At 66.3% G+C, this 26955-nt stretch carries 23 protein-coding genes and 1 pseudogene; 18 read left to right on the forward strand and 6 right to left on the reverse strand.

The annotated features are described in order from the left end of the window. The first annotated feature begins 31 nt into the window (after window positions 1-31). The 3 genes and pseudogenes from ACSE4D_RS11830 (at window position 32) to ACSE4D_RS11840 (ending at window position 2720) form a co-directional block, all read left to right on the forward strand. Window positions 32-982 (forward strand): helix-turn-helix transcriptional regulator, encoded by a 951-nt coding sequence (locus ACSE4D_RS11830; protein ID WP_436326002.1) that lies wholly within the window; start codon window positions 32-34, stop codon window positions 980-982. A 57-nt stretch (window positions 983-1039) separates the two neighbouring features. Further along, window positions 1040-2062 (forward strand): annotated as a pseudogene (locus tag ACSE4D_RS11835) (zinc-dependent alcohol dehydrogenase family protein). Between the two features lie 85 nt (window positions 2063-2147). Then, complete coding sequence (locus ACSE4D_RS11840) at window positions 2148-2720, forward strand: DapH/DapD/GlmU-related protein (protein WP_436326003.1); 573 nt, start codon at window positions 2148-2150, stop codon at window positions 2718-2720. 84 nt (window positions 2721-2804) lie between these two features. Here ACSE4D_RS11840 and ACSE4D_RS11845 read toward each other — a convergent pair whose 3' ends face one another. Then, the gene (locus ACSE4D_RS11845; protein WP_135539073.1) at window positions 2805-3131 is read right to left on the reverse strand and encodes a GNAT family N-acetyltransferase; all 327 of its coding nucleotides are present in this window, start codon (window positions 3129-3131) and stop codon (window positions 2805-2807) included. Between the two features lie 176 nt (window positions 3132-3307). On the opposite strand from ACSE4D_RS11845, the gene ACSE4D_RS11850 reads away from it, so the two are divergent. Beyond that, complete coding sequence (locus ACSE4D_RS11850) at window positions 3308-3895, forward strand: GNAT family N-acetyltransferase (RefSeq protein ID WP_436326004.1); 588 nt, start codon at window positions 3308-3310, stop codon at window positions 3893-3895. A 269-nt stretch (window positions 3896-4164) separates the two neighbouring features. On the opposite strand, the gene ACSE4D_RS11855 is transcribed toward ACSE4D_RS11850, so the two are convergent. Together ACSE4D_RS11855 and ACSE4D_RS11860 are read right to left on the reverse strand one after the other, a co-directional pair. Beyond that, window positions 4165-5607: an SLC13 family permease gene (locus tag ACSE4D_RS11855; protein ID WP_135539069.1), complete on the reverse strand. Its 1443-nt coding sequence runs from the start codon at window positions 5605-5607 to the stop codon at window positions 4165-4167. Window positions 5608-5804: 197 nt separating this feature from the next. Continuing rightward, window positions 5805-6914 carry a YeiH family protein gene (locus tag ACSE4D_RS11860; RefSeq protein WP_135539067.1) on the reverse strand — a complete coding sequence of 370 codons (1110 nt, stop codon included), beginning with the start codon at window positions 6912-6914 and terminating at the stop codon, window positions 5805-5807. A gap of 86 nt (window positions 6915-7000) precedes the next feature. On the opposite strand from ACSE4D_RS11860, the gene ACSE4D_RS11865 reads away from it, so the two are divergent. The 6 genes from ACSE4D_RS11865 to ACSE4D_RS11890 all read left to right on the forward strand — a co-directional run bounded on the left by ACSE4D_RS11865 (window position 7001) and on the right by ACSE4D_RS11890 (window position 13793). Continuing rightward, window positions 7001-7918, forward strand: coding sequence for a LysR substrate-binding domain-containing protein (locus ACSE4D_RS11865; RefSeq protein WP_135539065.1), 918 nt, complete (start codon window positions 7001-7003; stop codon window positions 7916-7918). Window positions 7919-8012: 94 nt separating this feature from the next. Next, window positions 8013-9236, forward strand: a complete 1224-nt coding sequence (locus ACSE4D_RS11870) for a trans-sulfuration enzyme family protein (RefSeq protein WP_436326005.1) — start codon at window positions 8013-8015, stop codon at window positions 9234-9236. Between the two features lie 16 nt (window positions 9237-9252). Continuing rightward, window positions 9253-9825 (forward strand): GNAT family N-acetyltransferase, encoded by a 573-nt coding sequence (locus ACSE4D_RS11875; protein WP_436326006.1) that lies wholly within the window; start codon window positions 9253-9255, stop codon window positions 9823-9825. 182 nt (window positions 9826-10007) lie between these two features. Further along, window positions 10008-10769, forward strand: coding sequence for an enoyl-CoA hydratase-related protein (locus ACSE4D_RS11880; protein ID WP_426937115.1), 762 nt, complete (start codon window positions 10008-10010; stop codon window positions 10767-10769). A 222-nt stretch (window positions 10770-10991) separates the two neighbouring features. After that, window positions 10992-12623, forward strand: a complete 1632-nt coding sequence (locus ACSE4D_RS11885) for a long-chain-fatty-acid--CoA ligase (RefSeq protein WP_436326007.1) — start codon at window positions 10992-10994, stop codon at window positions 12621-12623. A gap of 336 nt (window positions 12624-12959) precedes the next feature. Beyond that, window positions 12960-13793 carry a hypothetical protein gene (locus tag ACSE4D_RS11890; RefSeq protein ID WP_436326008.1) on the forward strand — a complete coding sequence of 278 codons (834 nt, stop codon included), beginning with the start codon at window positions 12960-12962 and terminating at the stop codon, window positions 13791-13793. A gap of 255 nt (window positions 13794-14048) precedes the next feature. On the opposite strand, the gene ACSE4D_RS11895 is transcribed toward ACSE4D_RS11890, so the two are convergent. Further along, window positions 14049-14912, reverse strand: a complete 864-nt coding sequence (locus tag ACSE4D_RS11895; RefSeq protein WP_135539053.1) for a hypothetical protein — start codon at window positions 14910-14912, stop codon at window positions 14049-14051. A gap of 121 nt (window positions 14913-15033) precedes the next feature. On the opposite strand from ACSE4D_RS11895, the gene ACSE4D_RS11900 reads away from it, so the two are divergent. Continuing rightward, complete coding sequence (locus ACSE4D_RS11900; RefSeq protein WP_135539051.1) at window positions 15034-15948, forward strand: 3-hydroxyacyl-CoA dehydrogenase NAD-binding domain-containing protein; 915 nt, start codon at window positions 15034-15036, stop codon at window positions 15946-15948. Between the two features lie 109 nt (window positions 15949-16057). On the opposite strand, the gene ACSE4D_RS11905 is transcribed toward ACSE4D_RS11900, so the two are convergent. Beyond that, window positions 16058-16519 (reverse strand): nuclear transport factor 2 family protein, encoded by a 462-nt coding sequence (locus ACSE4D_RS11905; RefSeq protein WP_346763081.1) that lies wholly within the window; start codon window positions 16517-16519, stop codon window positions 16058-16060. A gap of 55 nt (window positions 16520-16574) precedes the next feature. On the opposite strand from ACSE4D_RS11905, the gene aztD reads away from it, so the two are divergent. The 4 genes from aztD (at window position 16575) to betT (ending at window position 23328) form a co-directional block, all read left to right on the forward strand. Next, complete coding sequence (gene aztD, locus ACSE4D_RS11910; protein WP_436326009.1) at window positions 16575-17846, forward strand: zinc metallochaperone AztD; 1272 nt, start codon at window positions 16575-16577, stop codon at window positions 17844-17846. Window positions 17847-18037: 191 nt separating this feature from the next. After that, window positions 18038-19420, forward strand: a complete 1383-nt coding sequence (locus ACSE4D_RS11915) for an NAD-dependent succinate-semialdehyde dehydrogenase (protein WP_135539049.1) — start codon at window positions 18038-18040, stop codon at window positions 19418-19420. Between the two features lie 208 nt (window positions 19421-19628). Next, window positions 19629-21008: a short-chain fatty acid transporter gene (locus ACSE4D_RS11920; RefSeq protein WP_135539047.1), complete on the forward strand. Its 1380-nt coding sequence runs from the start codon at window positions 19629-19631 to the stop codon at window positions 21006-21008. Window positions 21009-21246: 238 nt separating this feature from the next. Beyond that, window positions 21247-23328: a choline BCCT transporter BetT gene (betT, locus tag ACSE4D_RS11925; RefSeq protein WP_426937117.1), complete on the forward strand. Its 2082-nt coding sequence runs from the start codon at window positions 21247-21249 to the stop codon at window positions 23326-23328. Window positions 23329-23496: 168 nt separating this feature from the next. On the opposite strand, the gene ACSE4D_RS11930 is transcribed toward betT, so the two are convergent. Further along, entirely contained in the window at window positions 23497-24453 is a 957-nt protein-coding gene (locus tag ACSE4D_RS11930; RefSeq protein ID WP_425120199.1) for an aspartate dehydrogenase domain-containing protein, read from the reverse strand. A gap of 83 nt (window positions 24454-24536) precedes the next feature. Here ACSE4D_RS11930 and ACSE4D_RS11935 point away from each other — a divergent pair, with 83 nt between their 5' ends. The 3 genes from ACSE4D_RS11935 to ACSE4D_RS11945 all read left to right on the forward strand — a co-directional run bounded on the left by ACSE4D_RS11935 (window position 24537) and on the right by ACSE4D_RS11945 (window position 26909). Then, window positions 24537-25157, forward strand: a complete 621-nt coding sequence (locus ACSE4D_RS11935; RefSeq protein ID WP_436326010.1) for a DNA-3-methyladenine glycosylase I — start codon at window positions 24537-24539, stop codon at window positions 25155-25157. Next, window positions 25154-25597 (forward strand): NUDIX hydrolase, encoded by a 444-nt coding sequence (locus ACSE4D_RS11940; protein ID WP_426937119.1) that lies wholly within the window; start codon window positions 25154-25156, stop codon window positions 25595-25597. The genes ACSE4D_RS11935 and ACSE4D_RS11940 overlap by 4 nt, the downstream gene beginning before the upstream one ends. An 82-nt stretch (window positions 25598-25679) precedes the next feature. Continuing rightward, window positions 25680-26909: an MFS transporter gene (locus ACSE4D_RS11945; protein ID WP_426937120.1), complete on the forward strand. Its 1230-nt coding sequence runs from the start codon at window positions 25680-25682 to the stop codon at window positions 26907-26909. Window positions 26910-26955: the final 46 nt, after the last annotated feature.

The raw sequence follows: 26955 nt of genomic DNA on the forward strand, positions 1-26955 counted from the left end.
CATTCGGCGCGCCGAGTCTAGGCTTGCAGACATGGACAACCGGGCAGAGGTACGCGAATTCCTCATGACGAGACGAGCCAAGCTCACGCCCGAGACCGTCGGTCTGCCCTCGGTCGGCCAGCGACGGGTCCCCGGCCTGCGGCGCAGCGAGGTCGCGGCACTGGCGGGCCTGAGCGTCGAATACTATTCGAAGCTCGAACGCGGCGCGATCGGCGGCGCCTCCGCCTCGGTGCTCGAGTCCCTCTCGCAGGCGCTGCGCCTGACCGACACCGAGCGAGGCCACCTTCTCGATCTGGCGCGAGCCGCCGATGGGATTCCGAGCTCCGGCCGTCGGCGACGGTCGAGGTCGTCGGCTCGGCCACCGCATGAGGGACTGCAGCGTGTGCTCGACTCGATGACGGACTCTATCGCCTTCGTCCGCAACGAAGTGCAGGACCTCGTCCTGGTCAACGAGCTCGGCCGCGCGTTCTACTCCCCGCTCATCGGGGCTGGGGGACGCATTCCCAACCTTGCGCGGTTCCAGTTCCTCGACCCGGCATCACAGGACTTCTATCCCGATTGGGACCTGTTCGCCCAGATGTGCGTGGCGATCATCCGCAGCGAGGCCGGCAAGGACCCTCATCATCGGGGGATCCAGGATCTCGTCGGCGAACTCTCGACACGCAGTGAGACCTTCCGCGAGCTGTGGGCGGCCCACGACGTGCGCACACACGGAACCGGAACGAAGCGGTTCGTCCACCCGGATATCGGTGACGTCGAGTTCGCGTACGAAGAGCTGGCCGTCACCGCCGAGGCGGGGCTGGCCGTGATCGTCTACACCGCCGAGCCCGGATCCGAGTCCGAACAGAAGCTCAAGCTGCTGGCGTCCTTGAACAGAACCCGCATCGACCAAGCACTGGCACCCGAGGCCGAGACCCGGGCATCCGGCAGCGATGCCCGAGGGTCCGGCAGCGATGCTCGAGTCGCCGACCGCGACACCTGAGTCGTCGACCGTGCGGCTCAGAAAAACCCGACACTACCAACGATTGAGGAGACTGCCATGCGCGGAATCATCATGCACGGCCCAGGCGACGTCCGGGTCGACGTGCGCGAAACCCCCACCATCGAGGAGCCGACGGATGCCGTCATCCGAGTGGTCGCCGCCTGCGTCTGCGGCTCCGACCTCTGGCCCTACCGCGGTGCCGATGCACCGGACGGGCAGCTGATGGGCCACGAATACGTCGGCGTCGTCGAACAGATCGGGCCGGATGTGCAGACCGTGGCTCCCGGAGACTTCGTCGTCGGGTCCTTCGTCATCTCCGACAACACCTGCGAGATCTGCCGAGCCGGCTACCAGTCCCGGTGCGTCAACGGGATCTTCGTCGACGGCGAGATCGGGACCCAAGCCGAATATGCACGCATCCCACACGCCGATGGCACACTTGTGGCGACCCCCGAATACCCGGACGAGGACCTCATTCCGTCCCTGCTGGCCGCCTCGGACGTGCTGGGCACCGGGTGGTTCGCCGCTGATGCCGCCGAGGTGGGTCCGGGCTCAACAGTCGCGGTCATCGGCGACGGTGCCGTCGGCCTCATGGCCGTCCTCGCCGCGTAGCAGATGGGTGCCGAGACGATCATCGCGATGAGCCGACACACCGACCGGCAGAATCTCGCCCGCGAATTCGGGGCCACGCATATCGTCGAAGAGCGTGGTGAGGCCGGAATCGAGAAGATCAAGGAGCTCACCGATGGACTCGGGGTCCACAGCGCCATCGAAGCAGTCGGCACCCAGGAGTCGATGATGCAGGCGATCGGTGTGACACGACCGGGCGGTCATGTCGGGTATGTGGGCGTTTCCCACGATGTCGAACTGCCCGGCGACCGGCTGTTCTTCAGCCTCGTCCACCTCCACGGCGGGCCCGCACCCGTGCGACGTTTCCTTCCCGATCTCATCGACCGCATCTGGAAGCGGGAGATCGAGCCGGGAAGGGTCTTCGACCTGAGCCTTCCGCTCGACCGCGCGGCAGAGGGCTACGCGGCCATGGACAGGCGGGAGGCGATCAAGGTCCTGCTCACACCGTGACGGCCATGAACACACCAGAGAACTGCTCGAACTCACCAGCACACTGGCCGAACACACCAGGGAACTGCTCACCTGAGGAGACACCATGACAGAACTCGATGACCTGATCGCCGCACTCGACGCGGGGGAGACGATCGTCGGCGGCTCCGGACTGCACGCTCGCATGCATGAGGCCAGTCAGGAGGCGCTGCGCATCACCGGAGAACTCAACAGCGGCTACCATCCGCCCGAGAACGTCCGCCGGCTGCTGTCACAGCTGACCGGTCGGCCCGTCGACGAAACCGTTGCGGTCTTCCCTCCGTTCCATTCGGACTTCGGGAAGAACATCAGGCTGGGCGAAAGAGTGTTCATCAACTCGGGCTGCAAGTTCCAGGACCAGGGCGGGATCATGATCGGTGACGACTGTCTGATCGGACACAACACTGTTCTGGCCACGCTCAATCATGACATCGCCGCCGACCGGCGGGCCGATATGCATCCGGGCCCGATCGTCCTGGGTCGCAATGTGTGGGTCGGTGCGAACGTCACCATCCTGCCCGGAGTCACCGTCGGTGACGACGCGGTCATCGCAGCGGCATCCGTGGTGACCAAGGATGTGCCGGCCAGGGCGATCGTCGTCGGTTCGCCGGCGCGCGTCGTGCGCTCGATCGACGACTGACGAGTGATCGACGGCTGGCGAGCGAACGCAGGACTGATGATCAGTCGACGACCAACCACCGGTCGACGGAGTGCGAACTGAAATTCAGGCGACGTACTTGTCGAACTCCGTGTTCTTCTGCAGGAAATTCTGTACGTAGGAGCACGTGGTGCGGAACTTCAGCCCCGCCTCGGCGCTGGTCTCGAGCGCATAGCGCACGAGCTGGCCGGCCAGGCCGCGTCCACCCCATTCGGGGGACACATTCGTGTGGGTGAAGGTGCGCACGGTGCCTTCGGCGGTGTCGTCAGGGCCGGCCTCACGGTCGACGTAATCGGCTGCGCCGATGACCTTGCCGGCGTGGGCGATGGTGAATCGGTGGGCCGCAGCATCCTCGGCGATGGTGAAGGTCTCTCCGGAGATTTCGATGTCCATGGTCATTCCTCCCGAATGTCCGTGCCGGTGGCACTGCGCGAATGTCGCTGTCCTGACAGCTGACACTATAGTTCTGTCAGCGCGGCAGGCACTAGCCTGGTGCAGTATCCGGCAGCGGTCGAGCGCCGACTGCCGCCGACTGCCGCTGTCCGTCACCTCACTTAGGAGTCACCCGCATGTCCTCACACCCCTCGGCGACCACGGTTGATGCGCACCGTCTGAACCTGGGCGGGGCCGGGTTCGAAGTCGCCGAACTCACCCCCGCCGACATCGCCGACTATGTCGAGCTCGTCTCCTCGGCCTACCGCGGTGAGGGGTCGAAGCAGGGGTGGACGACCGAGGCGGACCTGCTTGACGGACAACGCCTCGACGCTCCGATGGCTGAAGCCATGCTCGCCGAGGCGGACTCTGTGATTCTGCTCGTTCGCGACACCCGAGGACGGGCAGTGGCCAGCGTGTACGTGCGCGAACCCGCGGATGGGGAGGCCTATCTCGGGGTGCTCGCGGTGTCCCCGCTCGGGCAGGGCAAGGGAGTGGGGTCGGCGCTGATCGACCTCGCCGAGGCGTGGGTGGTCGAACGGTGGAACGCACACGCGATGTCGATGAGCGTGATCAACAGGCGCGAAGAGCTCATCGCCTACTACGAGCGGCGCGGCTATGAACGCACGGGAGAAGTCGAGCCCTTCCCGTACGGCGACGAACGCTTCGGGGTGCCGAAGGTCGACGACCTCGAGTTCGTGCTGCTGCGCAAACGGTTGAGCTGAGCTCGCTGCGAGTCTGCCCCGCGAGTCTGAGCAGTCGTCCGTGGGCGGCGGAGCTGCATGGCAGCACGGCCGCGCGAGCTGCCAGGGTGCCAGCCAGCCTCCATCGCCGAAAAACGGGTGGAGTGCCGAGGCACGCACGCAGACTCCCGTTCCTCGGCGCTCAGCCCGTTTTTCGGCGGCAGGTCGTGGCACCAGCCCGTTTCTCGGCGCTCAGCCTGTTTGTCGGGGAGGACCCGCGCGCTTCACAGTGAGCGGAAAGGCGCTCGGTCTCAGAAGATCATCGCGGGCACAACCAGGCCGCCGACGAGCGCGACCGGCCCGATGATCACCATCGACATGCCGAACTTCACGAGGATGCGCGTCAGGCGCGGCTTGTCCTCGACGGGGGCGGTCGCGACGACCGTGGCGCCCAGCGTCGAGAACGGCGAGACGTCGACGACGGCCGAGCACACACCCAACGCCGCGATGAGCGCCCACCCGGGCACCCCGCCCGCGGCGATGAGCGGCAGGGCCAGCGGCACCAGGGCGGCGAGGATACCCGTGGTCGACGCGAACGCGGACACGAGTCCGCCGACGACGCAGAGGACGAAAGCGGCGATGAGCGGCGAACCGATCGCTTCGGCACCCTGACCGAGGAGGTCGACGGCACCCATATTCTGCAGCACGCCGACGAAGGTGATGATGCCGCCGACGAGCAGCACGGTCGACCAGTCGATCTTCGGCAGCGCGGCCTTGCCGGTCTTCGGGTCGACGAGGGAGAGGATCGCTCCGAACATGAAGCACAGCAGACCGATGTCCGGATCCTTGCCGATCGCTGCGAGCACGACGACGGTGCCGATGAGCCCGATCATGAAGATGACGGTGAGGATCTGCACGAACGTGAACGGTGCGGAGTCGCCGGTGTGCTCCGAGCTCGAGGAGCCGAAGAGCGCCTCGTCCTCGTCGTCCTCACCGAAGGCCACCTTCGTCGCCGAGGCGGAGCCGCGAGAGATCCGTGAGCTCGCATCCGTCCCGGCAGAACCGGTCCCGGCAGAATCAGTGTCATCGGAGCCGTCAGCGCCGGCTTCGGTCGACCCGGCTCCCGCCCGGCTCGCGACGGCTGCCGCGGAGTTCCGGCCGAACAGCGACCGTCCGTACATGAAGTAGGCGACGACGAGCATGATGAGGTAGGTGACGACGGCGATGCCGAAGAGCACATAGGGGGAGAGGTCGATGCCGGCCCCGCGCGCGGTGCTGTAGGTGACGATGCCGTAGAGGCTGGTCGGGGCGAAGCCGCCGGCGCCGATGGCGAAGCAGATCGCTAGGCCCATGAGCGCGTAGTCGACTCCGTATTTGCGGGCGACCTGCATGCCCACGGGCATCATCACGAGGCCCGCCAGCGGGGCACCCATGGCGGCAATGCAACCGGTGATGACGAAGAAGACCGCCGGCAGGAGCACTGCCGAGGAGCCGACGCGCTCCAGTGCCCAATCGATGATCCGATCGACGGTGCCGTTCTCCTGGGCGATGGCGAAGAAGTAGGTCACTCCGGCGAGGAGGACCATGATGTCGAGCGGGAACTCGGCGATGATGTCCTCGACGACCATGTCGGTGAGCAGCAGTCCGGTTCCGGCAGCGCCGACGAGCATGAGCACGCCGATCTGCACGCCGCGGACCGCGCCGATGGCGAAGAGCGCGACGAAGATGAGCAGAGCGATGATCTGTATGAGCATGAAGTCCTCGCAAAGGCTGAAGCGACACTGAGCATCGCTGGGCGATTTGCTGAGAGACACTACCAGCGTTACCGACCGGTAAAGGATCCGTGTGTCCGACCGCTCGAAAAATCCCGAATAACGGCACAAACAGCGGGCCGCCGGCGGGTGCCGGCGGCCCGAGATGGGGATGCGCTGTGTGAGACGGGGCGCCCGACTCAGGTGAGCAGGACGGCTCCGCCGAGGGCGAGGAGGGCGACGACGATCGTCACCAGTGCGGCCAGAGCCAGCGGGCGGGCGCCGAGGTTCTTCAGCGAACGCCACTGGACTCCACGGCCGAGGGCGAACATTGCCATGGCCAGACACACCGTCTGCACCCAGTTGAGACCGGTGACCGCGAATTCGGGCAGCAGGCCGAAGGTGCGCAGGGCCGCCATGACGAGGAAGCCGACAACGAAGAGCGGCACGATCGGCGGACGCTTGGTCGGCGCCGGAGCCTTCTCCGCGGTGGTCGTCGTCGAGCCCGAACCCGCACCGCTGTCGGTCGATCCCGAGCGGGCACCTGCCGTGGTGGTCGCACCCGATCCGGGGGCCGCCTCGGTGCCGGTGGTCATCGCCTTCGCCTCGCTGCGGCGCACGGCGTAGCTGAACACTGCGACGGTGGGGGCGAGCATGATGACGCGGGCGAGCTTGACGAGAACGGCGATCTCGAGCGCGGCGGGCCCGATGATGCCGCCGATCGCGACGACCTGAGCGACTTCATGGGTGGCGGCTCCGCCCCACATGCCGGCGGTCTCCGGGGACAGGCCCATCGCCGTCGACAGGGACGGCACGATCGCGATCATCAAGGTGCCGAAGAGGACGACGAGGCCGATGGCGGCGGCCACATCCTCCTTCTTCGACTTCAGCGTCGATTCGATGCCGGCGACGGCCGCGGCGCCGCAGATGCCGAAGCCGCTGCCGATGAGCACTGCCAGGGGGCGGTCGACCTTGAGTGGCTTCGCCAGTGCCAGGGCGGAGAGGATTCCTGCGGCGACGATGACAGCGGCGAGGACGAGGACGAGCCAGCCGAGATCGAGGATGTCACCGAGCACGACCTGTGCGCCGAGGGCGACGATGCCCAGACGCAGCAGCGGCTTCGCGGCGAAGTTGAGCCCGGGCATGAATGTCTCGGGCAGGTTGGGCACGAGGTTGCCCAGCAGGATGCCGAGCACGATGGCGACGAGCAGCGGGGAGAGTACGGGCAGGAGCATGGAGATCGGCCACGCGACTGCCGTGGCCGCAGCGGCGACGGCGAGACCGGGCAAGAGGGATGCAATTCGATTCATGACTTCAGTGTGTCAACGTTGTTCCGGGCCCGGTAGACGGTGATTTCGAAGCAACCCATATGAAATCGATATGGCATGATGGGGGTATGCATGATCTCGCGGAGATGAAGGACTGGCCCGAACTCCAGGCCCTCGGCCTGCTGGTCGCGCTCAGCGGCAATGCGCGGTCGATCGGTCAGGCCGCCGCCCAGCTCGACCTCGCGCAGCCGAACGCTTCGCGCAGCCTGCGCAATCTCGAACGCGATCTCAAGGTGCCGCTGCTGCGGCGTTCGCCGCGCGGGACCGAACTCACCGTCGAGGGCCGGGCTGTCGCCGAATGGGCCTCGAAGGTCATCGAAGCCTATGACACCCTCTACGCCGGAGCGCGAGCCATCCAGGACGCCCGCGCCGGCACCGTCAAGGTCAGCGCCTCACTGACGGTGGCCGAATACCTCATGCCCCACCACCTCACGACATTCCGCGCCGCGCACCCGCAGATCGACATCGGACTGTCCGTGGAGAACTCGGCGACCGTCATCGATCGGGTGCGCCAGCAGACCTGCGACCTCGGTCTCATCGAATCCGTGTCCCGGCCGACGGGGCTCAACGCCGCGGTCGTCGGCCGTGACCGCCTCATGATCGCCTGTGCCCCGCAGTTCGCCGGAGCCTGGACGAAGCCGATCACCGCCGAGGCGCTCGCGGAGGTTCCCCTGCTCGTCCGTGAGGTCGGCTCGGGGACGAGGGAGGTCATCGACTCGGCATTGGACTCCGTGGGCGGGGTGAGGATGGCCGGGGAGTACGGCTCGAACTCGGCGCTGCGCATCGCCGCTGCCACCGCGATCGCACCGGCGGTGCTGTCCGAGCTGGCGCTGCGCGATGACTTCCGGGCCGGGCGACTGCTGCCGCTGCCGGTCGAAGACAACGTCGACCTCTCCCGCGAACTCCACGCCGTGTGGTCACCGACCAGGCGTCAGACCGCCGGGGCGCGGCTCCTCCTCGAGCACATGGTCAGCAGCCTCGGCTGAGTGGAATCGCGCAGGCCGCGGCGAGGCGGCGCGGTGAAGCACGGTCGCGGCACCACCTGCGTTTCTGGTCATGCGGTGGGCATATATTGGGCACATGACATCCCGAGAACCCGAAACCGCTGCCAGCCCGAAGTTCGCCCCGGACACCCTCGTCGTCGAAACCGGGCGGCCCCCGCGCACCGACGGTGCTTCGGTGAACCCGCCGATCGACCTGTCCTCGACCTTCGTCAGCACCGGGGACATCGACGCCTCACCCTATGCCTACGCTCGCTTCGACACCCCGGCTTGGTCACCGTTCGAAGAGGCGCTCGGTTCGCTCGAACACTCCGCTCTGCCCGGGCTCGTCTTCGGCTCCGGGCTTGCCGCGATCTCCGCGGTCATCAGCCTGGTTCCGGCCGGCGGCACCCTCGTCATCCCGACGCACAGCTATCAGGGAGCGCTCGCCTCGGCCGAGCAGATCGCTCACCGTCAGGGCTTCGACCTCGTCACCGTCGACATCGCCGACACCGAGGCGGTCATCGCCGCCCTCGACGAAGCGTCGACGCGAACGGCGGCAGCGGACGCGGCGGCCGCCTCGGCGGGGGAGGGCCGCGTCGGGTCCGAGTCCGGGCTCGGAATGCTGTGGATCGAATCGCCGACGAACCCGATGCTCGAAGTCGCCGACGTGCCGGCGCTGACGACGGCCGCGCGTGATCGCGGGTTCCTCGTCACCGTCGACAACACCTTCGCCACACCGCTGCTGCAGACTCCGCTCGACCTGGGCGCCGACATCGTCGTCCATTCGGTGACGAAGTACCTCGCCGGGCACTCCGATGTCGTCCTCGGCGCGGCCCTGACCAGCAGTGTCGAACTGCGGGAGCGGCTGCATACCGAACGCTCGATGCGCGGGGCGATCGCCGGGCCCTTCGAAGTCTGGCTGGCTCTGCGCGGACTGCGCACCTTGGCCGTGCGCCTCGACCGCGCCCAGACCAACGCCCAGGCCATCGCCGAACGCCTCACCGCGCACGCGGGCGTCGTCGAAACCCGCTATCCGGGGCTGCCCGACGATCCCGGACATGCCCGCGCGAGTGAGCAGATGAACGGGTTCGGTGCGATCATCGCCTTCACCGTCGACACCGCAGAGAAGGCCATCGCCATCGCCGAGGCGGTCCGACTGTGGACCCCGGCGACGTCCCTGGGCGGGGTGGAGTCCCTCATCGAACGCCGTCGGCGGCACCCTTCCGAACCCGTCACCGTGCCCGAGGGGCTCATCCGGCTGAGCGTGGGCATCGAGAACCTCGAGGACCTGTGGGCCGACCTCGAAGCCGCGTTGGGCTGAAGGGAAGCCGGTCCTGATGGGACAAGCACCCGACTATGTGCTCGACCGGCCGAGCGCGGACGATCTCGAGCAGTTCTTCGCCGTCGACGCCGACCCGCGGGTGTGGGAGCACCTGCCCAGCGGGCGGATGGCGGAGCGGGAGGAAGCCGAGGCGATCCTCGTCCGCCTCGACTCGCAGTGGGAGCTCGACGGGATCGGACCGTGGATGGTCAGGCGGACGTCCGGCGGGCAGATCCTCGGCCGCTGCGGATGTTCGCTGCGTGGTGTGCCCGGGCCCGGTGCCTCGCGCCGCGGGACCGGAGCGTTCTGGAATCTCGGATACCGGTTCCGGCCCGAAGCTCAGGGGCAGGGGTCGGCCACTGCGGTCTCGCGCGATGCGATCGCGGCGGCCGCGAACATCGACGCCGGGCTGCCGATCGTGGCGTATCTGCTCGAACACAACACCGCATCGGAGGTGGTGGCTCGCAAGCTCGGGCTCGAGCTGGTCCACCGGGCGCCGGACGCGGGCAACCCGGACCCGGCGGCCGTCCGCCTCGTCTTCGCCGATCGCGAACTCACTCCCGCCCAGCTGGACGCGACGCTCAACTGAGGCGCGCCGACATGGCGCCGGAGATTCGTCGCGGACATGTGACGCAGATCAACTTAACGTACGTTAAAGTGGCGGATGACGCTCATGCGCCCCTCGCGGACGTGTGACTGTAGAAGCCCCGCCATCCCCGACAGCTGCACGAAGCACACGATCCACCACCGGATACGTACAAAGGAGACGCATTGTCCACCAGTGTTCTCACCGAGGTCAGCGGCGATGTCACGACCGTGACCATCAACCGCCCGGAGAGCCTCAACGCACTCAATCAGGAGACGTTCCAAGCCATCGGCGCAGCCGTCGCCGAGGCGGCCGCGAACTCTCGGGCCCTCGTCCTCACCGGCAGCGACCGGGCCTTCAGCTCCGGTGCCGACCTGCGCGGTGAGGCCGTGACGGATGCCAGCATCGACCTCGCCGGAGCGAACGACATCATCCGTTCGATCATCGACGCACCGATCCCCACGCTCGCAGCGGTCTCGGGGCCCGCGGCCGGCATCGGCTGCTCCCTGGCCTTGGCATGCGACTACGTGGTGATGAGCGAGGAATCCTACCTCATGCTCCCGTTCACGAAGATCGGTCTCATGCCCGACGGCGGAGCCACGGCTCTCGTGGCCGCCTCGGCGGGTCGTCACCGCGCGCTGCGGATGGCACTGACGGCGGAGAAGCTCCACGCCGCCGACGCCTACGCTTGGGGGCTGGCCAGCGAGGTTGCCTCCGCCGGTGAACAGCTCAACCGGGCCAAGGAACTCGCGGCCCAGTTCGCTCAAGGCGCACCACAGGCGCTGGCCGCTTCGAAGCAGGCGATCAACGAGTCGAGTCTGACATCCCTCGACGACGCCTTCGACCGTGAGGTCGACGGCCAGGCGGGACTGCGCGCGAGCAGGGACTTCAGCGAAGGCGTCGCCGCATTCGTCGGCAAACGGGCGCCGAAGTTCACCGGCGAATGACAGCCGCGCCTCGGCGGGCGGACGGGTCCATCACCGCTTGATAACGTTCCTGTCCGAACCGTTGCCCACTGTCCCGACACGGATAGTCTGACGGTGATGACCGCCCACCGGGCACCCGGCGGTCGACGGTAGGATCACCCGCCGCTGAAAGCGGTGATCACCCCATTCCTCTGCTGCGGCCCTCGGGCCACGGCAGGACCAGAGCGCGAACGAAGGAGTCTCATGCTGACAGGAATCGCGTCCACCCAGGGCGACAGCTACCAGCTCAACACCACCAACCTCATCCGCCATGCGGCCACCGTCTTCGGCAACTCCGAGGTCGTCTACCGCCGCTCGGACGGATCGTGGGGACGGTCGAACTACGCCGACGAGTTCAAGCGCATGGCGCAGCTCGCGCACGGCCTCGGCGAACTCGGCGTCGGTGCCGGGTCCATGGTCGGTGTCCTCGACTGGAACTCCCGCCGCCACCTCGAGCTCTACTTCTCCGTGCCCGGCGTGGCCGCAACCATGCTGCAGCTCAACCTGCGCCTGGCACCCGAAGACCTCGCCTACGTCGTCAGCCATTCGAAGTCCGACTGGATCTTCGTCGACGAAACGCTCCTGACGGTCGCCGAGTCCCTGGCCCCGAAACTCGACGTCAAGGGGTGGGTCGTGATGACCGACAAGCCTGCGAGCGAGATCGAGACGAGCCTGGACAACGTCGTCTTCTATGAAGATCTCATCGGCGACAAGCCCGAGACCTATGACTGGCCGGTCATCGACGAGAAGACCGCGGCCTACGCCGGATACACGACCGGGACCACGGGCCGACCCAAGGGCGTGTACTACTCCCACCGGTCGATCTACCTGCACACCATGGGCGGTCTGGCCGCGCTGAACGCGACCTTCGACGACTGCGTCATGCCGATCACCCCGATGTTCCACGTCCTGTCCTGGGGCTTCCCCCAGAACGCGGTGGCCGCCGGTGCCAAACTCGTGCTGCCGGGCAAGTTCGCCGCCGAGGAGTTCGGTGCCATCGGTCAGGCCTTCATCGATGAGAAGGTGACCCTGGCCAATGGCGCTCCGGCGATCTTCGGTCCGATGCTCCAGATGATGAAGAAGCTGCCGCAGGCCCCTGATCTCAGCGGTGTCCGCCTCGTCTCCGGATCCTCCGAGCCGCCGCTGTCGATGATGCGCGGGTTCAAGGAGATCACCGGCGCCGACGTCATCCACGGCTACGGTGCCACCGAGACCACGCCGCTGGTGACGACGAACTGGGCGCTCAAGCCCGGCATGGAACTCGACGAAGAGGCCCGCTGGGACCTCAAGCGCTCGCAGGGTCTGCCGATCATCGGCGTCGAGATGAAGACCGTCGACCCCGAAGGCAACGAGCTGCCGCGGGACGGGAAATCCATGGGAGAGATCGTTATGCGCGGTCCGTGGATCACCGAGTCGTACTACCAGCTGCCCGACAACGCCGAGCGCTTCCTCGACGGATGGTGGCGCTCTGGCGACGTCGGCACCATCGACGAGTTCGGCTACCTCAAGATCACCGACCGCCTCAAGGACGTCATCAAGTCCGGAGGCGAGTGGATCTCGTCGATCGACATGGAGAACGCGATCCTCGACAACCCGAACGTCAGTGAGGCCGCCGTCATCGGTGTTCCCGATGAGAAATGGGACGAGCGTCCGATCGCGTACGTCGTTCCCAACCCCGGCGCCGAGGTGACCCGGGACTCGATCATCGAAACGCTGAGTTCGCGTTTCGCCAAGTGGCAGATGCCTGACGAGGTCAACGTCGTCGAGGAGATGCCGCGCACCTCGGTGGGCAAGCTCGACAAGAAGCTGCTGCGCAAGAACTGGGAAGAGAACTAAGACTCCGCTCGTCGAAACGCGGGTGCATGGCCGAAAAACAGTTGTGCGCCCGCGTTTTTCGGCGGTCAGCCAGTTTTTCGCCGACCGAGGGCTGGTGGTGGAGCTGGGTGGTGGGTGTGTGAGGCTGTGCGAGTATGTGTGTAATGATGATGTTTGATTGCGTTAGATGGAGTTTGACGCAATACTTATCTCATGTACAAAGTGCTGACGAGGAAGCAGCTCGATGACCTCGATATGCCTCGGTCGCATCTCGCTGAGGCTGTCGATTGCTGCCTCTACCGTGCTCGTCGAGGGTGGTTCGTGGTTCTGAGCGCGTGTGAGAAGCCCCATCATGCAGTGCTCGAGCAGTTCTCCACCGAGCAGGGGATCACTTTCCCAAGGTTCCACGGGGATATCCGGGATGACGCGGAGAGACTCCGACTTCAGATCGCCTGTCGGCGCGACTCACTGCTTCGAGGCGACGTCTTCTCGCATATCTCGGCAGGGCTCATCCACGGTCTCGACCCGACCATCATCGGGGCCGAGCGGGTGGAGGTGTCGAGGCGAGCACCTACCCGCAGCTATCCCGGCCTGTTTGTCTACTCCCGCGCGGTGCCCGCTGATGAGGTCGCGCTGCGAAACAGCTATCCGGTCACCAGTCTGAGGCGCACCCTCGCTGATATCGCTCTCGACCATTCTCTCGAGGTGTCTGTTCCCCTGATCTCACAGGCGCTGAGGGATCATGGCATGACCCGGGAGGAGATCCGGCGGCTGCTGATGAACGGTTCGCGCGGAGTGCGACGAGCGCGGCTGGCGCTGGAGATTTCGAGCGAACTCTTCGAGGCGGCATCTGAAGCGCTGTGTGCGGTTCGGTTCCACGAGCACGGCATCACGGGAATGGTCCCACAGGTCGACGTCCGAACTGCGGCCGGAGCTTTCATCGCTCGCAACGATTTCCAGCACGAGACTCTTCCGGTCGTCGTCGAGGTGCATGGAGTGGGCAAGTATTACCTGCATCCCGATGGTCCCGATGCGGCAGCGAAGGCAAACCATCAGCGAAACATGAATCTGCTCAATGCCGGCTACCGAGTCTTCAATCTGACATTCGGCGACCTGTTCCGTCCGAAGGTGTTCGCCGAAATCAAACGCTGCCTCGACGGCATGCAACAACAGCAGCAGCGGCGACATTAGCCGCGACAGCAGCGACGGCCCGCGCCGTCGACTGCCCCGCCCAGTCGCCCCGTGCTACGCGGCAGGCGTCGAAAAACGGGTTGGCTGCCGACACCCGCCTGCGTGCAGGCGTTTTTCGGCAGCCAGCCCGTTTTTCGGTGAACGGCCAGCCCGCGGCGGCGAGTGGCCAGCGAACAGCCAGCGACCAGCGGCCAGCCCGCGGCGGCGAGTGGCAACCAGCCAGCAGCTGGGGGAGGGGCGGGCGCCGTGGGTGCCTCAGGGGTGGTGGAGCAGGTATGTTCCGCCCTTGAGGCAGGTGTCGACGACCCAGCCGTCGGCGACGAGCGCGGTCAGCGCGGTCCGCAGCGCGAGGCGCCACCGGCTGGCCAGGTCCGCGTCCTGTCCGCGCAGATCCTCGATGTCCGAGGGGAAGTCGAGCGAGACGAACTCGGTCTCCTTCGGCACCTCGCTGAGCAGGGGCTCCCCGTCCTCGTCGGCGCGCAGGCAGGGGAAAGCCGAACCGGGATCAGCCGTCGCCACCCGTGCGGGTCGGTCGAGCGGCCACGAGACCATCATCCGGTCGCTGGCCTGTCCCGAGTTCACCCCATCGCGCATCTGCCCGTAGAAGTCCTCGAGGTATTCGACCATGCTCACGCCCAGACGCTGGAAGTTGAAGTAGGCGTTGCGGGCCACGAGCGGGTCGAAGGTCCAGGTCATCTCCGTGATGCCGAGGTTGAGGCACCACAGGCGCTGGTGGAGCTTCATCGCTGAACCGGCGCCCCGCCCGATGACCTGATGGCGGACACCGGCGATATGCGAATGCATGACGGTGCCCAGCGGCTGGCCGAAGAAGCCGATGGTCACGCCGATCATCTCCTCGGGGTCATCGGCGCTGTAGGCGGCAGAGACATAGTTTCCGGCGTGGGCGAAGGCGATGATGAGGCTGGGCTCGAACACGTTGGTGCCGGTCTCGTCGACGTTCCACACCTCGTCGAGCAGCAGCGACGCCTTGGCCGCCTCGTCGGCGGTGTGGATCTCGCGCACCTCGATGCGCGCGGTCTCGGCTGCGGCGGCGTATTCGTCCTCGGCCAAAGCGATGATCTCCGAGTCCACTGTTCTCAGTTCTGCGTTCGCTGTCATGGTGACATTGTGCCACCGAAGCCCACCCGCAGGTGAGCGCTTCAGGCAACGTTTCGGGCACAGCGACGGCGGCATCTCGGGTGAGCAGGTGCGGCGCGGCGGGCGGGTATAGCCTGGATGCATGAGTTCGTCAGTCGCTGTCATCGGTGCCGGAACCATCGGCCGATCCTTCGCCTACCTCTTCGCCCGCAGCGGGTTCACGGTCCGGGTCTTCGACCCGCGTGATGACCTCGCCGAGGTGGTCGCCGACCTCCAAGCCGAGGTCACCTCAGCGGCTTCCGCACTCAATGAGCTGGCCTCGCAGGTCGGCACCGTCGAGGTCGCCGGCACCGTCGAGGACGCCGTGGCAGGCGTGATGTTCGTGCAGGAATCCGGTCCGGAGAACCCCGAGGCCAAGCCGAAGCTGTTCGCCCAGATCGCCGAGTCGGCCCCCGCCGCAGCCGTGCTCGCGACGTCATCGTCGACGATCCCCGCATCCTTCATCGCCGAACACCTCGAGGCAGACGCGGCCGCCCGGGTCATCGTCGGCCACCCGTTCAATCCGCCGCATCTCATGCCGCTCGTCGAGGTGGTGCCCGCACCGGCGACGTCCGCGGACACGATCGAGGCGACGGTCGAGTTCTACCGCAGCTGTGGGCGCGAGCCGGTGGTGCTGAGCCGGGAGATCCGCGGCTTCGTCGGCAACCGTCTGCAGAACGCGCTGATGAGGGAAGCGATCTCTCTTGTCCAGAACGGCGTGATCTCCGCTCCCGACCTCGACACGGTGATAAAGAATTCGCTGGGTCTGCGCTGGGCCGCCGTCGGTCAGTTCGAGGGCATGCACTTCGGCGGGGGAGCATCCGGCATCCGCGGGTTCATGGACCACATCGGTCCGGCCTTCGCCGCGATCGAGGACCTGCCCGTCGACGTCGATCCGGCGGCCATGGGCGAGGTCTTCGAGCAGGTGGAGCAGGCATACAGGCCGACCCCGACACCGCAGGCCGCTGCGGTCCGCGATCGCATTCAGCGCGCGGTCCTCGACGCGCGCGGCCAGTGAGTCTGACCGTCTGCTCCGCCACGGTCACAGCCGCGAACGGGCTCGGCGCCGAACGACGGGCCCGACGGCAACGTCTGTCTTGTGAAGTCGCAGGCGGAGGGGCGCCGTCTCAGACGGCCGGCTGGTAGAAGTACGTGGTGCGTTCGGCGATGAGGCCGTCGGTGTCGAAGAGGAAGAAATCGGCGAAGCCCACCGAGGTCTCCGAACCGTCCTTGAGGTGACCGTTGAAGACGCCGCGGCTGGACGCGCGATCGCCCTCGACAAGGATCTCCTGCAGTGAGTGAGAGCCGGATTCGATGACCCGCTCACCGTGGTAGAAATCCGCGATCTGCTGCCCGACCAGCGTCGGGTAGCCGGGGCGGTCATAGCTGGCGTCGGCAGAGAACAGCGCCGAGGTGGCGTCCGCGTCTCCGGCGTCGACGGTGGTGTAATAGCGCTTCACGAGTTCAGTCACACTGGCCATGGTCTTACCGTAGCAGTGACCCAGGACATAGCCGTGCCCGAGGCCGATGAGCGTCGTCGGAGTGTTCCCATTTCGCGCATCCGCCCGCGATCGGGTTAGTATCGACATGCTATTGATACTGATTCTCACTAGAAAGTGATTGCGGATGATGAAACGATCTCAGATGTTGCTCGGAACGGCGGTGGTCGCCTCGGCGCTGCTGATGGGCGGATGCCAGCCCGGCGATGACACAACCGACTACGACGCCGTCGGTCAGGACGAGAAGTCCTCCGGCGGCGAATCGAGTGGCGACGGCAAAGACGCAGCGAAGTCCGACGACGGTCACGCCCAGGAAGTCGCCGCGGCCCAGCCTCGCCTCGTGACCACCTACGACGGCGGGATCATGACCCTCGACGCGACGACCCTCGACGTCATCGCCGATACGAAGCTCGAAGGGTTCAACCGGCTCAACCCGGTCGGCGATGACCGCCACCTCATGGTCTCCGTAGCCGAAGGCTTCCGCCTCTTCGACGCCGGCGTGTGGACTCAGCCGCACGGCGACCACACCCACAGCTACGCCGCCGACCCCGTCCTCACCGACACCGTCTTCGACACGGAGCTGCCCGGCCACGTCGTCAGCCACGACGGATCGACCGTGCTCTTCGGCGACGGCGACGGCAAGATTCAGACCTTCGACACGGACGACTTCGCCGAGGATGAACCGACTCCGGAAGTCCTCGAGGCCGAAGAGCCGCATCACGGAGTCGCGGTGAGGCTCTCCGGCGGGAAGACTCTGCACACGATCGGCACCGAGGATGAGCGCGCAGGTGCGAAGGTCATCGACAAGTCAGGTAAGGAGATCGCTCGCAGCGAAGAGTGCCCGGGCGTCCACGGCGAAGCCTCGGCGAAGGACGAGGTCATCGCCCTGGGCTGCGAAGACGGAATCCTGCTGTTCAAAGATGGGAAGTTCGAGAAGCTCGACGCCCCCGACGACTTCGGCCGCATCGGCAACCAGGCCGGCGACGAGGACTCCAGGTACGTCCTCGGCGACTACAAGGTCGACGAGGATGCCGAACTCGAACGTCCGGAGCGGGTGAGCGTGACGGATACGAAGGAGAACACACTCTCGCTCGTCGACCTCGGTGCCTCCTACAGCTTCCGCTCCCTCGACCGCGGACCCGAGGGAGAGGGGGTCGTTCTGACCACGGACGGCACGCTCAAGATCATCGACCCGGCGACCGCCTCGGTGACGGAGGAGTACCCGGTCATCGACGCCTGGGAGGAGCCGGTCGAATGGCAGAAGGCCCGCCCGACTCTCTTCGTCCAGGACGAGGTCGCCTACGTCAGCGATCCGGCCGAGCAGGCGATCCACATCGTCGATCTCGACGACGGAGAGGTGATGGCCAGCGAGAAGCTGCCCCATGCGACGAACGAACTCACCGGCGTCGCTGGCTGAGTCCGACCTCGGGCTGAGTGGTCCTCAGCCCGGACCCACGGAGGTCAGGGCTGAGGATGAGACCGGCGGCGGCCGCGGAGACTTGCCTGGGAATCCTCCCAGGAGGTGAGATCTGCGTTGCCGCCGCCGGCATTCGGCCATAGCGTGGGAGGTGACACAGACCCCCACATCGAAGTGAAACGAGGACAGTCATGACCAGCACCATGTACCGCGTGACCAACCCGGCGACCGGCGAAGTCGCCGAAGAGTTCGCCACCAACTCCGATTCCGAGATCCTCGCCGCCCTCGATCGTTCGGCCACGGCCTTCACCGACTGGGGGCGGACCCCGGTCTCCGAGCGTGCGGCCATCCTCACCAGAGTCTCGGAGATCTACGCCGAACGCGCCGAGGAGCTCGCCGAGGTCATCCGACTCGAGATGGGCAAGGCCCTTCCCGAGGGCAAGGGCGAAGTCCAGCTGAGCTCGATGATCTACAAGTACTTCGCCGACAACGCCGAGGCGTTCATGGCCGATGAGCCTCTGCGTGGGCCCGAGAACGCCACCGCGATGATCCGCCGCAAGCCCGTGGGCTCGCTGCTGGGCATCATGCCGTGGAACTTCCCCTACTACCAGGTCGCCCGGTTCGCCGCCCCCAACCTGGCTCTGGGCAACACGATTCTGCTCAAGCACGCTCCGCAGTGCCCGCGTTCGGCTCAGATCATGGAGGAGATCTTCATCGAGGCGGGTCTGCCCGAAGGTGCTTACATCAACATCTATGCGAGCAACGAGCAGGTCGCCGAGATCATCCTGCCTGATCCGCGCAACCACGGCGTGTCCCTGACCGGATCCGAACGCGCCGGTGCCGCCGTCGCCGCCGAGGCGGGCAAGAACCTCAAGAAGGTCGTCCTCGAGCTCGGCGGGTCCGACCCCTATATCCTCCTCGACTCCGCCGACGTCCAGGCCTCGGCGAAGACCTTCTTCCGCACCCGCATGGGCAACACCGGGCAGGCCTGCAACTCGCCGAAGCGGATGATCGTCATGGACGACCTCTACGACGACTTCGTCGCCTCCATCACCGAGGAGGCCAAGAAGTCCACCCCCGCCACCCCTGGTGAGGAGGGCTCCCGCCTGTCCCCGCTGTCCTCGGTGGCCGCGGCCGACCGTTTCGTCGAGCAGGTTCAGGACACCGTCAGCCAGGGTGCGACCCTCCTTGCCGGCGGCAAGCGCTACGACGGCGGCGGAGCCTACGTCGAACCCGTCGTCCTCACCGATGTGAAGAAGGGGATGCGCGGGTACTATGAGGAGCTCTTCGGCCCCGCCGTCATCGTCTACCGGGTCGGCAGTGAGGAAGAGGCTGTGGAACTGGCCAACGACACCCCGTTCGGCCTCGGTGCTGCGGTGTTCTCCGGCGATGTCGAGCGGGCCGAGCGCGTCGGCGCTCAGATCGATTCGGGCATGGTCTTCCTCAACGCTCCCGAAGGCTCACGCGAATTCCTGCCCTTCGGCGGCGTGAAGCGCTCCGGTGTCGGCCGTGAGCTGGGGCCGCTGGCCATGGACGAGTTCGTCAACAAGCAGCTCGTGTACAAGCAGCACTGATCGCTGTCTCGGGCCGCCGAGGGTCATTGGCTGGCTGACAGCCACTGGCCAGGAGCCGGTCACCGACGGAGAGACAGTCGTCGGTGACCGACGAATCCGGTCACGATTGAGTGCTGATTTCCGTCAGGGCGCTGTTCCGTTCCGTGGGACAGCGCCCTGATTGTATGCTGAGACTGCACACAGCTAACTCTCAGCGGGAGGTCTCCCCATGTCGGCACCGAAGCCGTCAACTCAGGTCAATGCCGCAGCTTCGAAGGGGATCATGCGGCCGATCAACCGATTCCTCGAACAATGGATACCGTCGGCACTGACCTTCGCCATCGTTCTCAGCCTCATCGTCGCGGTCCTCGCGCTCATCTTCACCGACGCCGGCCCGGTGGAAGTCGTCACCGGCTGGGGTGAGGGCCTGGCCGGTCTGCTCGAGTTCATGACGCAGATGTGTCTGATCCTCCTGCTCGGTCACATCCTCGCCAACACCGGTCCCGTCCGGAAGCTGCTGGCATGGCTGGCGCGGGTGCCCGGCAACGCCACCTTCTCCTACATCTTCGTCTTCGTGGTCGCTGCCCTCGCCAGCCTCATCACTTGGGGCCTCGGTCTCGTCGTCGGCGCCCTGCTGGCCCGCGAGATCGCGGTGCAGTCGCGTGAGCGCGGCATCAAGGTCCACTTCCCGCTGCTCGTCGCCGCCGGCTACTCCGGCTTCGTCGTCTGGCACATGGGCTATTCGGGTTCGGGTCCGCTGACTGCGGCCACCTCGGACTCCTTCCTCTCCGACTCCCTCGGCGGGCAGACGGTCCCCGTGTCCGAGACGATCTTCGCCGGTTGGAATCTGCTCGCCATCCTCGGGGTCATCGTCGTCTGCGGTTTCCTCTTCTTCCTCATCGCCCCGAAGTCCGGTGCTCCGGTCTACGAACTGCCCGCCTCGGTGACGTCGGAGGAGCAGTCCGAGGCCGACGATGAGGTCGTCACCCCGGCCGACCGCATCGATGCTTCGAGGATCCTCACCCTCGTCGTCGGGCTCGCTCTCGTCGTCTACCTCGCCATCCACTTCGCTCAGGGTGGGGGACTGACCCTCGACATCGTCAACTGGTCCTTCCTCGCGCTCATCCTGCTGCTGGTGAAGAACCCCTTCGAACTCATCCACCTGACGAAGGGAGCCGCCTCGAACGTCGGCGAGATCCTGCTGCAGTTCCCGCTCTACGCCGGCATCCTCGGCATCATGTCGACCACGGGCCTCATCGCCGTGTTCTCCGCTGCCTTCGTCTCGATCTCGAACACCACCACCTTCGGTGTCCTCGCCCTGCTCTCGGCTGGTCTCGTCAACTTCTTCGTCCCCTCGGGCGGCGGGCAGTTCGCCGTGCAGGGGCCGATCATGCTCGATGCGGCCAACCAGCTCGGTGTCGATCCCTCGATCGCGATCATGGCCGTGTCCTACGGCGACCAGTGGACGAACATGCTGCAGCCGTTCTGGGCGCTGCCGGTGCTCGCGATCGCCGGGCTGAAGATGCGCGACATCCTCGGCTACACCGTCATCACGTTCCTCGGCGCTGGGGTGGTGATGGCCGCCGCACTCCTCCTCGTCTCCCTCTGACTCGCACCGGCCCGCGGCGGAGTGTGATCCGCCGACCTGTAAGTCGGCTGTGACCACCCTGGGAAGTGACCGTATGTGTCTCTGTGGTAACCTCCGATGTTGGCCATCTCCAGTCATAGGGAGCGGGCAAGGACGGAACTTTCCATTACGCAACAATCGTTGATCACGCTCGGTTGAGCATGCTGTTCGACCGGGTCCGATGACACGACGCGACCGCGTCCGGATAAGGAGCTCACACATGTCAGCATCACTCGACACCCCGCCGGGTGACTCGAAGGGAGAGACGAAGGGCGGTGCGAAGCCCTCGCTGCCGCCGGTGAATAAGCGGGTATTCATCGCCGCAGCCCTCGGCACCCTGGCGATCACCCTCTGGGCGCTTATCGCCCCCGCGAATGCCGAGGCGGTTCTCGGCGCCGTCGTCGGCTGGACCTCCGACTGGTTCGGATGGTTCTACGTCCTCCTCGTTCTCGCCGTGCTCGTCTTCGTCATCTACCTCGCCGCCTCCCGCTACGGCAATACGAAGCTCGGTCCCGAGCACTCGAAGCCCGAGTTCGGTCTTGTGGCCTGGGCGTCGATGCTCTTCGCCGCCGGTATCAGCACCGACCTCATGTTCTTCGCCGTGGCCGAACCGGTCACGATGTATCTGACTCCGCCGAGCACCGAAGCCGAAACGGTCGACGCCGCTCGCGAATCCACCGTGTGGGCGCTGTTCCACTACGGACTGAGCGGTTGGGGTCTCTACGCGCTCATGGGTATGGCGTTGGCCTATTTCGCCTACCGGATGAACATGCCGCTGGCGATCCGTTCGGCGCTGGCCCCGATCTTCGGCAAACGGGTCCAAGGTGCACTGGGCGAGACCGTCGACCTCGCTGCTCTGCTGGGCACGATCTTCGGTGTGGCCACCTCGTTGGGCATCGGCGTCGTCATGGTCAACGTCGGTCTCAACACGGTCTTCGGGATTCCGATCGGCACCGCCACTCAGGTCGGCATCGTCGTCGTCGGCGTCGGCGTCGCAACTCTCTCTGCCGTGTCGGGTGTGGACAAGGGCATCAAGTTCCTGTCCATTCTCAACGTCGTCCTCGCGATCGGGCTGAGCCTGTGGGTGCTCGTGGCCGGCAACACCCAGTACCTGCTCAATGCGCTCGTCCTCAACGTCACCGACTTCATCCGCCTGTTCCCGAACATGGCCGGACAGACCTTCGCCTTTGAGGACACCGGCACGTGGATGACCGACTGGACCCTGTTCTTCTGGGCCTGGTGGATCGCCTTCGCCTCGTTCGTCGGCCTCTTCCTCGCTCGCATCTCGCGCGGACGAACCATCCGCCAGTTCGTGCTCGGCACCCTGACGATTCCGTTCATCTACATCTTCATGTGGATCTCGATCTACGGAAACTCGGCGCTGGACGTCATCCGCAGCGGTGACAAGAAGTTCGGCGAGTCGGTCATTCTCAACCCCGAGGGCGGCTTCTACGATCTGCTCTCCCGCTACCCGGCCTTCACCTTCATCGCCGGTCTGGCGACGATCACGGCCCTGCTGTTCTACGTCACCACTGCGGACTCCGCTGCCCTGGTGATGGCGAATCTGTCGTCCAATCTGCGCAACCCGCAGGAGGACGGTCGTGCCGGTCTGCGCATCTTCTGGGCACTGTCCACCGGCGCCCTGACGGTGTCGATGCTGCTCGTCGGCGGGATCGGAGCGTTGCAGAATGCGACGGTGATCATGGGCCTGCCCTTCGCCTTCGTCGTCATCCTCGTGATGATCGGTCTGTACAAGGCGCTGCGGGTCGAAGCACACCGGGTCGACAGCATCGACACGAGCCTGCCCGCTTCTCTGGCCCGCCGCTCCCGCGGTCCCGGCCACGAGACCTGGCAGCGTCAGCTGGGCCGTGTCCTGTCCTTCCCGAACGAGGCTCGTGCCCGTGAGTTCGAACGGAAGGTGCTCACCCCGACCCTCACCGAGGTGGCCGAAGAGATGGAAGGCCGAGGCATCAGTTCCCGCTGCGGCCGCGTCGACAACGAAGGCATCTTCGTCGAAGACGGCGAACTCATCCAGTTCGAGGTCGACGGGGAAGGGGAGTACCCCTTCCGCTACCAGGTCTGGCCGCACAAGGTCAGCGTGCCCTCCTTCGGCGGTATGGTCCCCCGCGGTTCCGGCGAGGACTATTACCGCATGGAGGTCTACCTCGACGGCGGCACCGGTCAGGGCTACGACATCATGGGCTTCTCGAAGGAGCAGATCATCGATGACGTGCTCGACCAGTACGAACGTCACGTCGAATTCCTCCAGCTGCAGGAGAACATCGCCACCGGCGAGGACTGACACCGGCGCTGAGGTCCTCAGTGAAGTCTGATGTCCTCACGCGGAGATCGACGCCCGGGAACACCGACCTATGGGTCGATGGTCCCGGGCGTTGTCATTGCCTCACCGAGGCGGCCGAGCGGGTCAGCGGCTGACCTTCGCCGAGGCGGCCGAGCGGTGGATGAGCGCTTATGCGCGGATCGCGCGGCGCAGGGTGCGGGTGACCGACAGGGCGGTGAGACCACTGGTGGCCGGGTTCTCCGGGCTCGGGGTCGAACGGATGTCGAAGGCGAACTCGCCGGCCGATCCTGCCGCCCGAACCTGGTGCGCCGATTGGGTCTGGCCGGCGACGGCGAGGAGTTCGACCCGCACCCGCTGGAGAGAGTCCGCGAGCAGAGAGACCTCGATCCCGGAGTCGGCACCGGTGGGCAGGCCGCCTCCGGTGTGCGCAGAGGCTCCCGGCAGGCCGCGGATGGCCCATGCCAAGGCGACCGCGATGTTGACGTTGGCAGGGAACTTCACGATCGCCTCGGCGGGGTTGCCAGCGAAGACGCTCACGGGACCGTCTTGAGGGCGAAGAGCGCGGAGCCGGTCGGCCTCGGTCTCGGACATCCACGGTCGGATGAGCCCTGTCGCCTCCTTTGACGTGGTGATCTCGACCGTGTCGAGTCCACCGGCCTGTGCCGCGGCTTCGAGCACATCGAGTCCGCCGATGGCTCCATTCGTCACGTGCAGGCGACCGGGCCCGGCGAGCAGCGCCGCGCGGGTTGCGGCCTCGGCGAGGGCACCGACGCTCGTGAGCACGAGCGGCTTGCCCGCGGCGATGACAGCGGGACCGAACCGGGCGGCGGCAGGGACCCCGGCGCATTCGACGATGATGTCGAAGTCGTCGAACATCCTCGGTGACGGCGACGGCGACGGTGACGGGATGGGCGATGCTGTCGGTGGCGGGCTCGGTTCGCCGAGGTCGGCGGTGAGCGTGGCGAGGTCGACCACCTCGGCGCCGTGATGGGGGCGATCGGCGTGCTTGGCCATGTCCGAGACCAGGGCGGTCACAGTCAGCGTGCCGGCGGTGATCTCGGGGGTGAGGAGTTGGGCGATGTGGCGGCCGATGGCGCCGAATCCGAGGAACAGCACAGAGGTCATGGCCGCACCCTAGTCGAGCGGTCTGACATTCGCGATCCGGTCCTCCGGGCAGCCGCGTCAGTCGGTCGCGATACGGTTGCCTCATGGACGAAGAACCACAGTCAGCCGCCAGCGGGGGAGCGGTCGTCGGTGAGGACGGGCTGGCCCGCTCCCCGTGGGCGTACGGCGATCCGCTGCTCCTGAGCTACTACGACACCGAGTGGGGGCTGCCCATCCACGACGAAGCGGGACTGTTCGAGCGGATGAGCCTCGAAGGATTCCAGGCCGGACTGTCGTGGCTGACGATTCTCAAGAAGCGGGAACGCTTCCGCGAGGTCTTCGCCGGTTTCGACCCCGAGACCGTGGCGGCCTTCGGTGAGGCGAAGATCGATGCGCTGCTCGGCGATGCCGGCATCATCCGTCACCGCGGGAAGATCGAAGCCTGCATCAGCAATGCCGCGCGCGTCATCGAACTGCGCGAAGACGGCGGACTCGACGCGTTCCTCTGGTCGTTCAGACCGGCACAGACGCCGCGCCCGCGCACCGTCGCTGAAGTCCCGACCACCGGGCCGGAATCCGCGGCACTGTCGAAGGCACTGAAGAAGAAGGGGTTCCGATTCGTCGGCCCCACCACGATGTACGCCCTTATGGAGGCCGTGGGCATGGTCGACACCCACCTGCTCGACTCCCACCGCCGAGGCACCTCCGGGGTGTGGTCGGAATGAACGATATCCGCGTCTCCGCGCTCGTCCTCCTCCACCCGGAGCGGGAGGAACTGCTCATGGTCCGCAAGGCGGGCACCACAGCGTTCATGCTGCCCGGTGGGAAGCCCGAGACGGGGGAGTCCGCCGAGGACACCATCGTCAGAGAGATCGCCGAGGAGCTCGGACTCGATCTGCGCTCAGCTCGGCTGCAGCCCTTGGGCACATTCACCGCCGCTGCCGCGAACGAGGCCGATCATCGGGTCATCGGCGATGTGTTCTGCTACGACGGTCTGCCGGACGGACTCGATGTCGAGAACATCGCGCACCTGGCCGAGATCGCCGAGGCCGGATGGTTTCCCATCTCCCCGCTGCCGGCCGACACCGCGGACCGCCAGTTCGCGCCCCTGACCCGCAACGAGGTGATCCCCGCGCTGTTGGCCGCCGGCAGGCTCGCCGGTTGAGGCGTCTCTGCTGATAGCAGGCTCGCCGGTCGACATGTCTGTGCGTACAGCAGGGGAGGCTCAGATGTCGTAACCTCGGACTATGAGCCCTGAACATCATCACCAGCGGACCTACACGCCGGCATTGCTGGGCTTGGTGTGGACGGCGATGTTCGGCTTCTCGGCCTTCTTCTTCACCTATTCGACGACGGTGACGATCGCAGCAGCCAGCGGACTGTCGACGGTCACCGGCGGATCCGTGCTCACGACGATGATGATCGGCGTCATCGCCGTCCAGTCCTTCGCACCGTGGGCCGGTCGTGTGTTCGGCTTCAAGGGTTCGCTGCTGTTCGCGATCGTCTTGCAGTTCCTCGGCCAGCTCCTCGGGCTGTTCGTCAGCCCGGCACTGCCGGCGCTGGTCCTCGCCGGTCTCTGCGGAGGCATCGGGTTCGGTCTCTTCGTCGTCCTCGCCAATGCTGCGGTGCCGGCCACGACGACGCCGGGACGGATCGGCAAGGCGCTCGGCTTCTTCGGTGGAATCACCTCCCTGGCCGCCGCCGTCGGTGCTCCGCTGGGACTGTGGCTGGTGGAGACGATCCCGATCTCGGTGTTCCGCATCATCGTCTGCGTCTGTCTGCTCCTGGCCGTCCCGACGGTGCTGAAGTTCGTTCCCGGGCGGGCCCCTCGGCGGGGGCAGGGCGAAGCCGGCACCTCGGACAATGGCGGTGGCGCCGTCGAGGTCCGATCCGGGCGCAACGAGAAGCGGAACCTGCGCTGGGCCGGACGCCGGGCCGGTGGTGCACTCGGCCTCGTCCTCATGCTCTCGCCGTTCCTTGTCGGGATGATCGTCTTCGGCATCATCGTCGGCTTCGGGCCGGGCGACGAGGTGTCTGCAGCGGCCGTGTTCATTGCGGGCATGCAGGTCTCGGCGGTGATCGGACGCTTCGTCGCCGGCAACGTGGCCGACAGCTTCCCGCCCTTCGCGCTCAACATCCTCGGCCTCGTCTTGGCCGCGATCGGTCTGGTCTGCGCCGTGATCCTCTATGGTGGGACGCTGTTCATCGCGATGCTCATCATCGGTCTGGGATTGGGCACCATGCAGTCGGCGAGCCTTGTCATGGCCTTCTCCTCGGTGAGCACGCCGAGTCGTGCCAGCGTCGCGTGGAACATGAACTTCGACATCGGTCTCGCCATCGCCGGAGTGGTCGGCGGGCTCGGCTTCACCTATCTCGGATCGTCGTCGACGTTCCTGCTGTGTGCTCTGGCCCTGCTGCTCGCCGGGGCTCTGTCATGGATTGCGCGGACCGTGCAGGAACGGCACTCAGGGCGGTGACGCGTCCTCCGCTTCTGCCGGCGCCGGTTTCGCCCGACCTCGCGGC

Source organism: Brevibacterium sp. FAM 27836 (assembly GCF_051351055.1).
GTDB lineage: Bacteria > Actinomycetota > Actinomycetes > Actinomycetales > Brevibacteriaceae > Brevibacterium.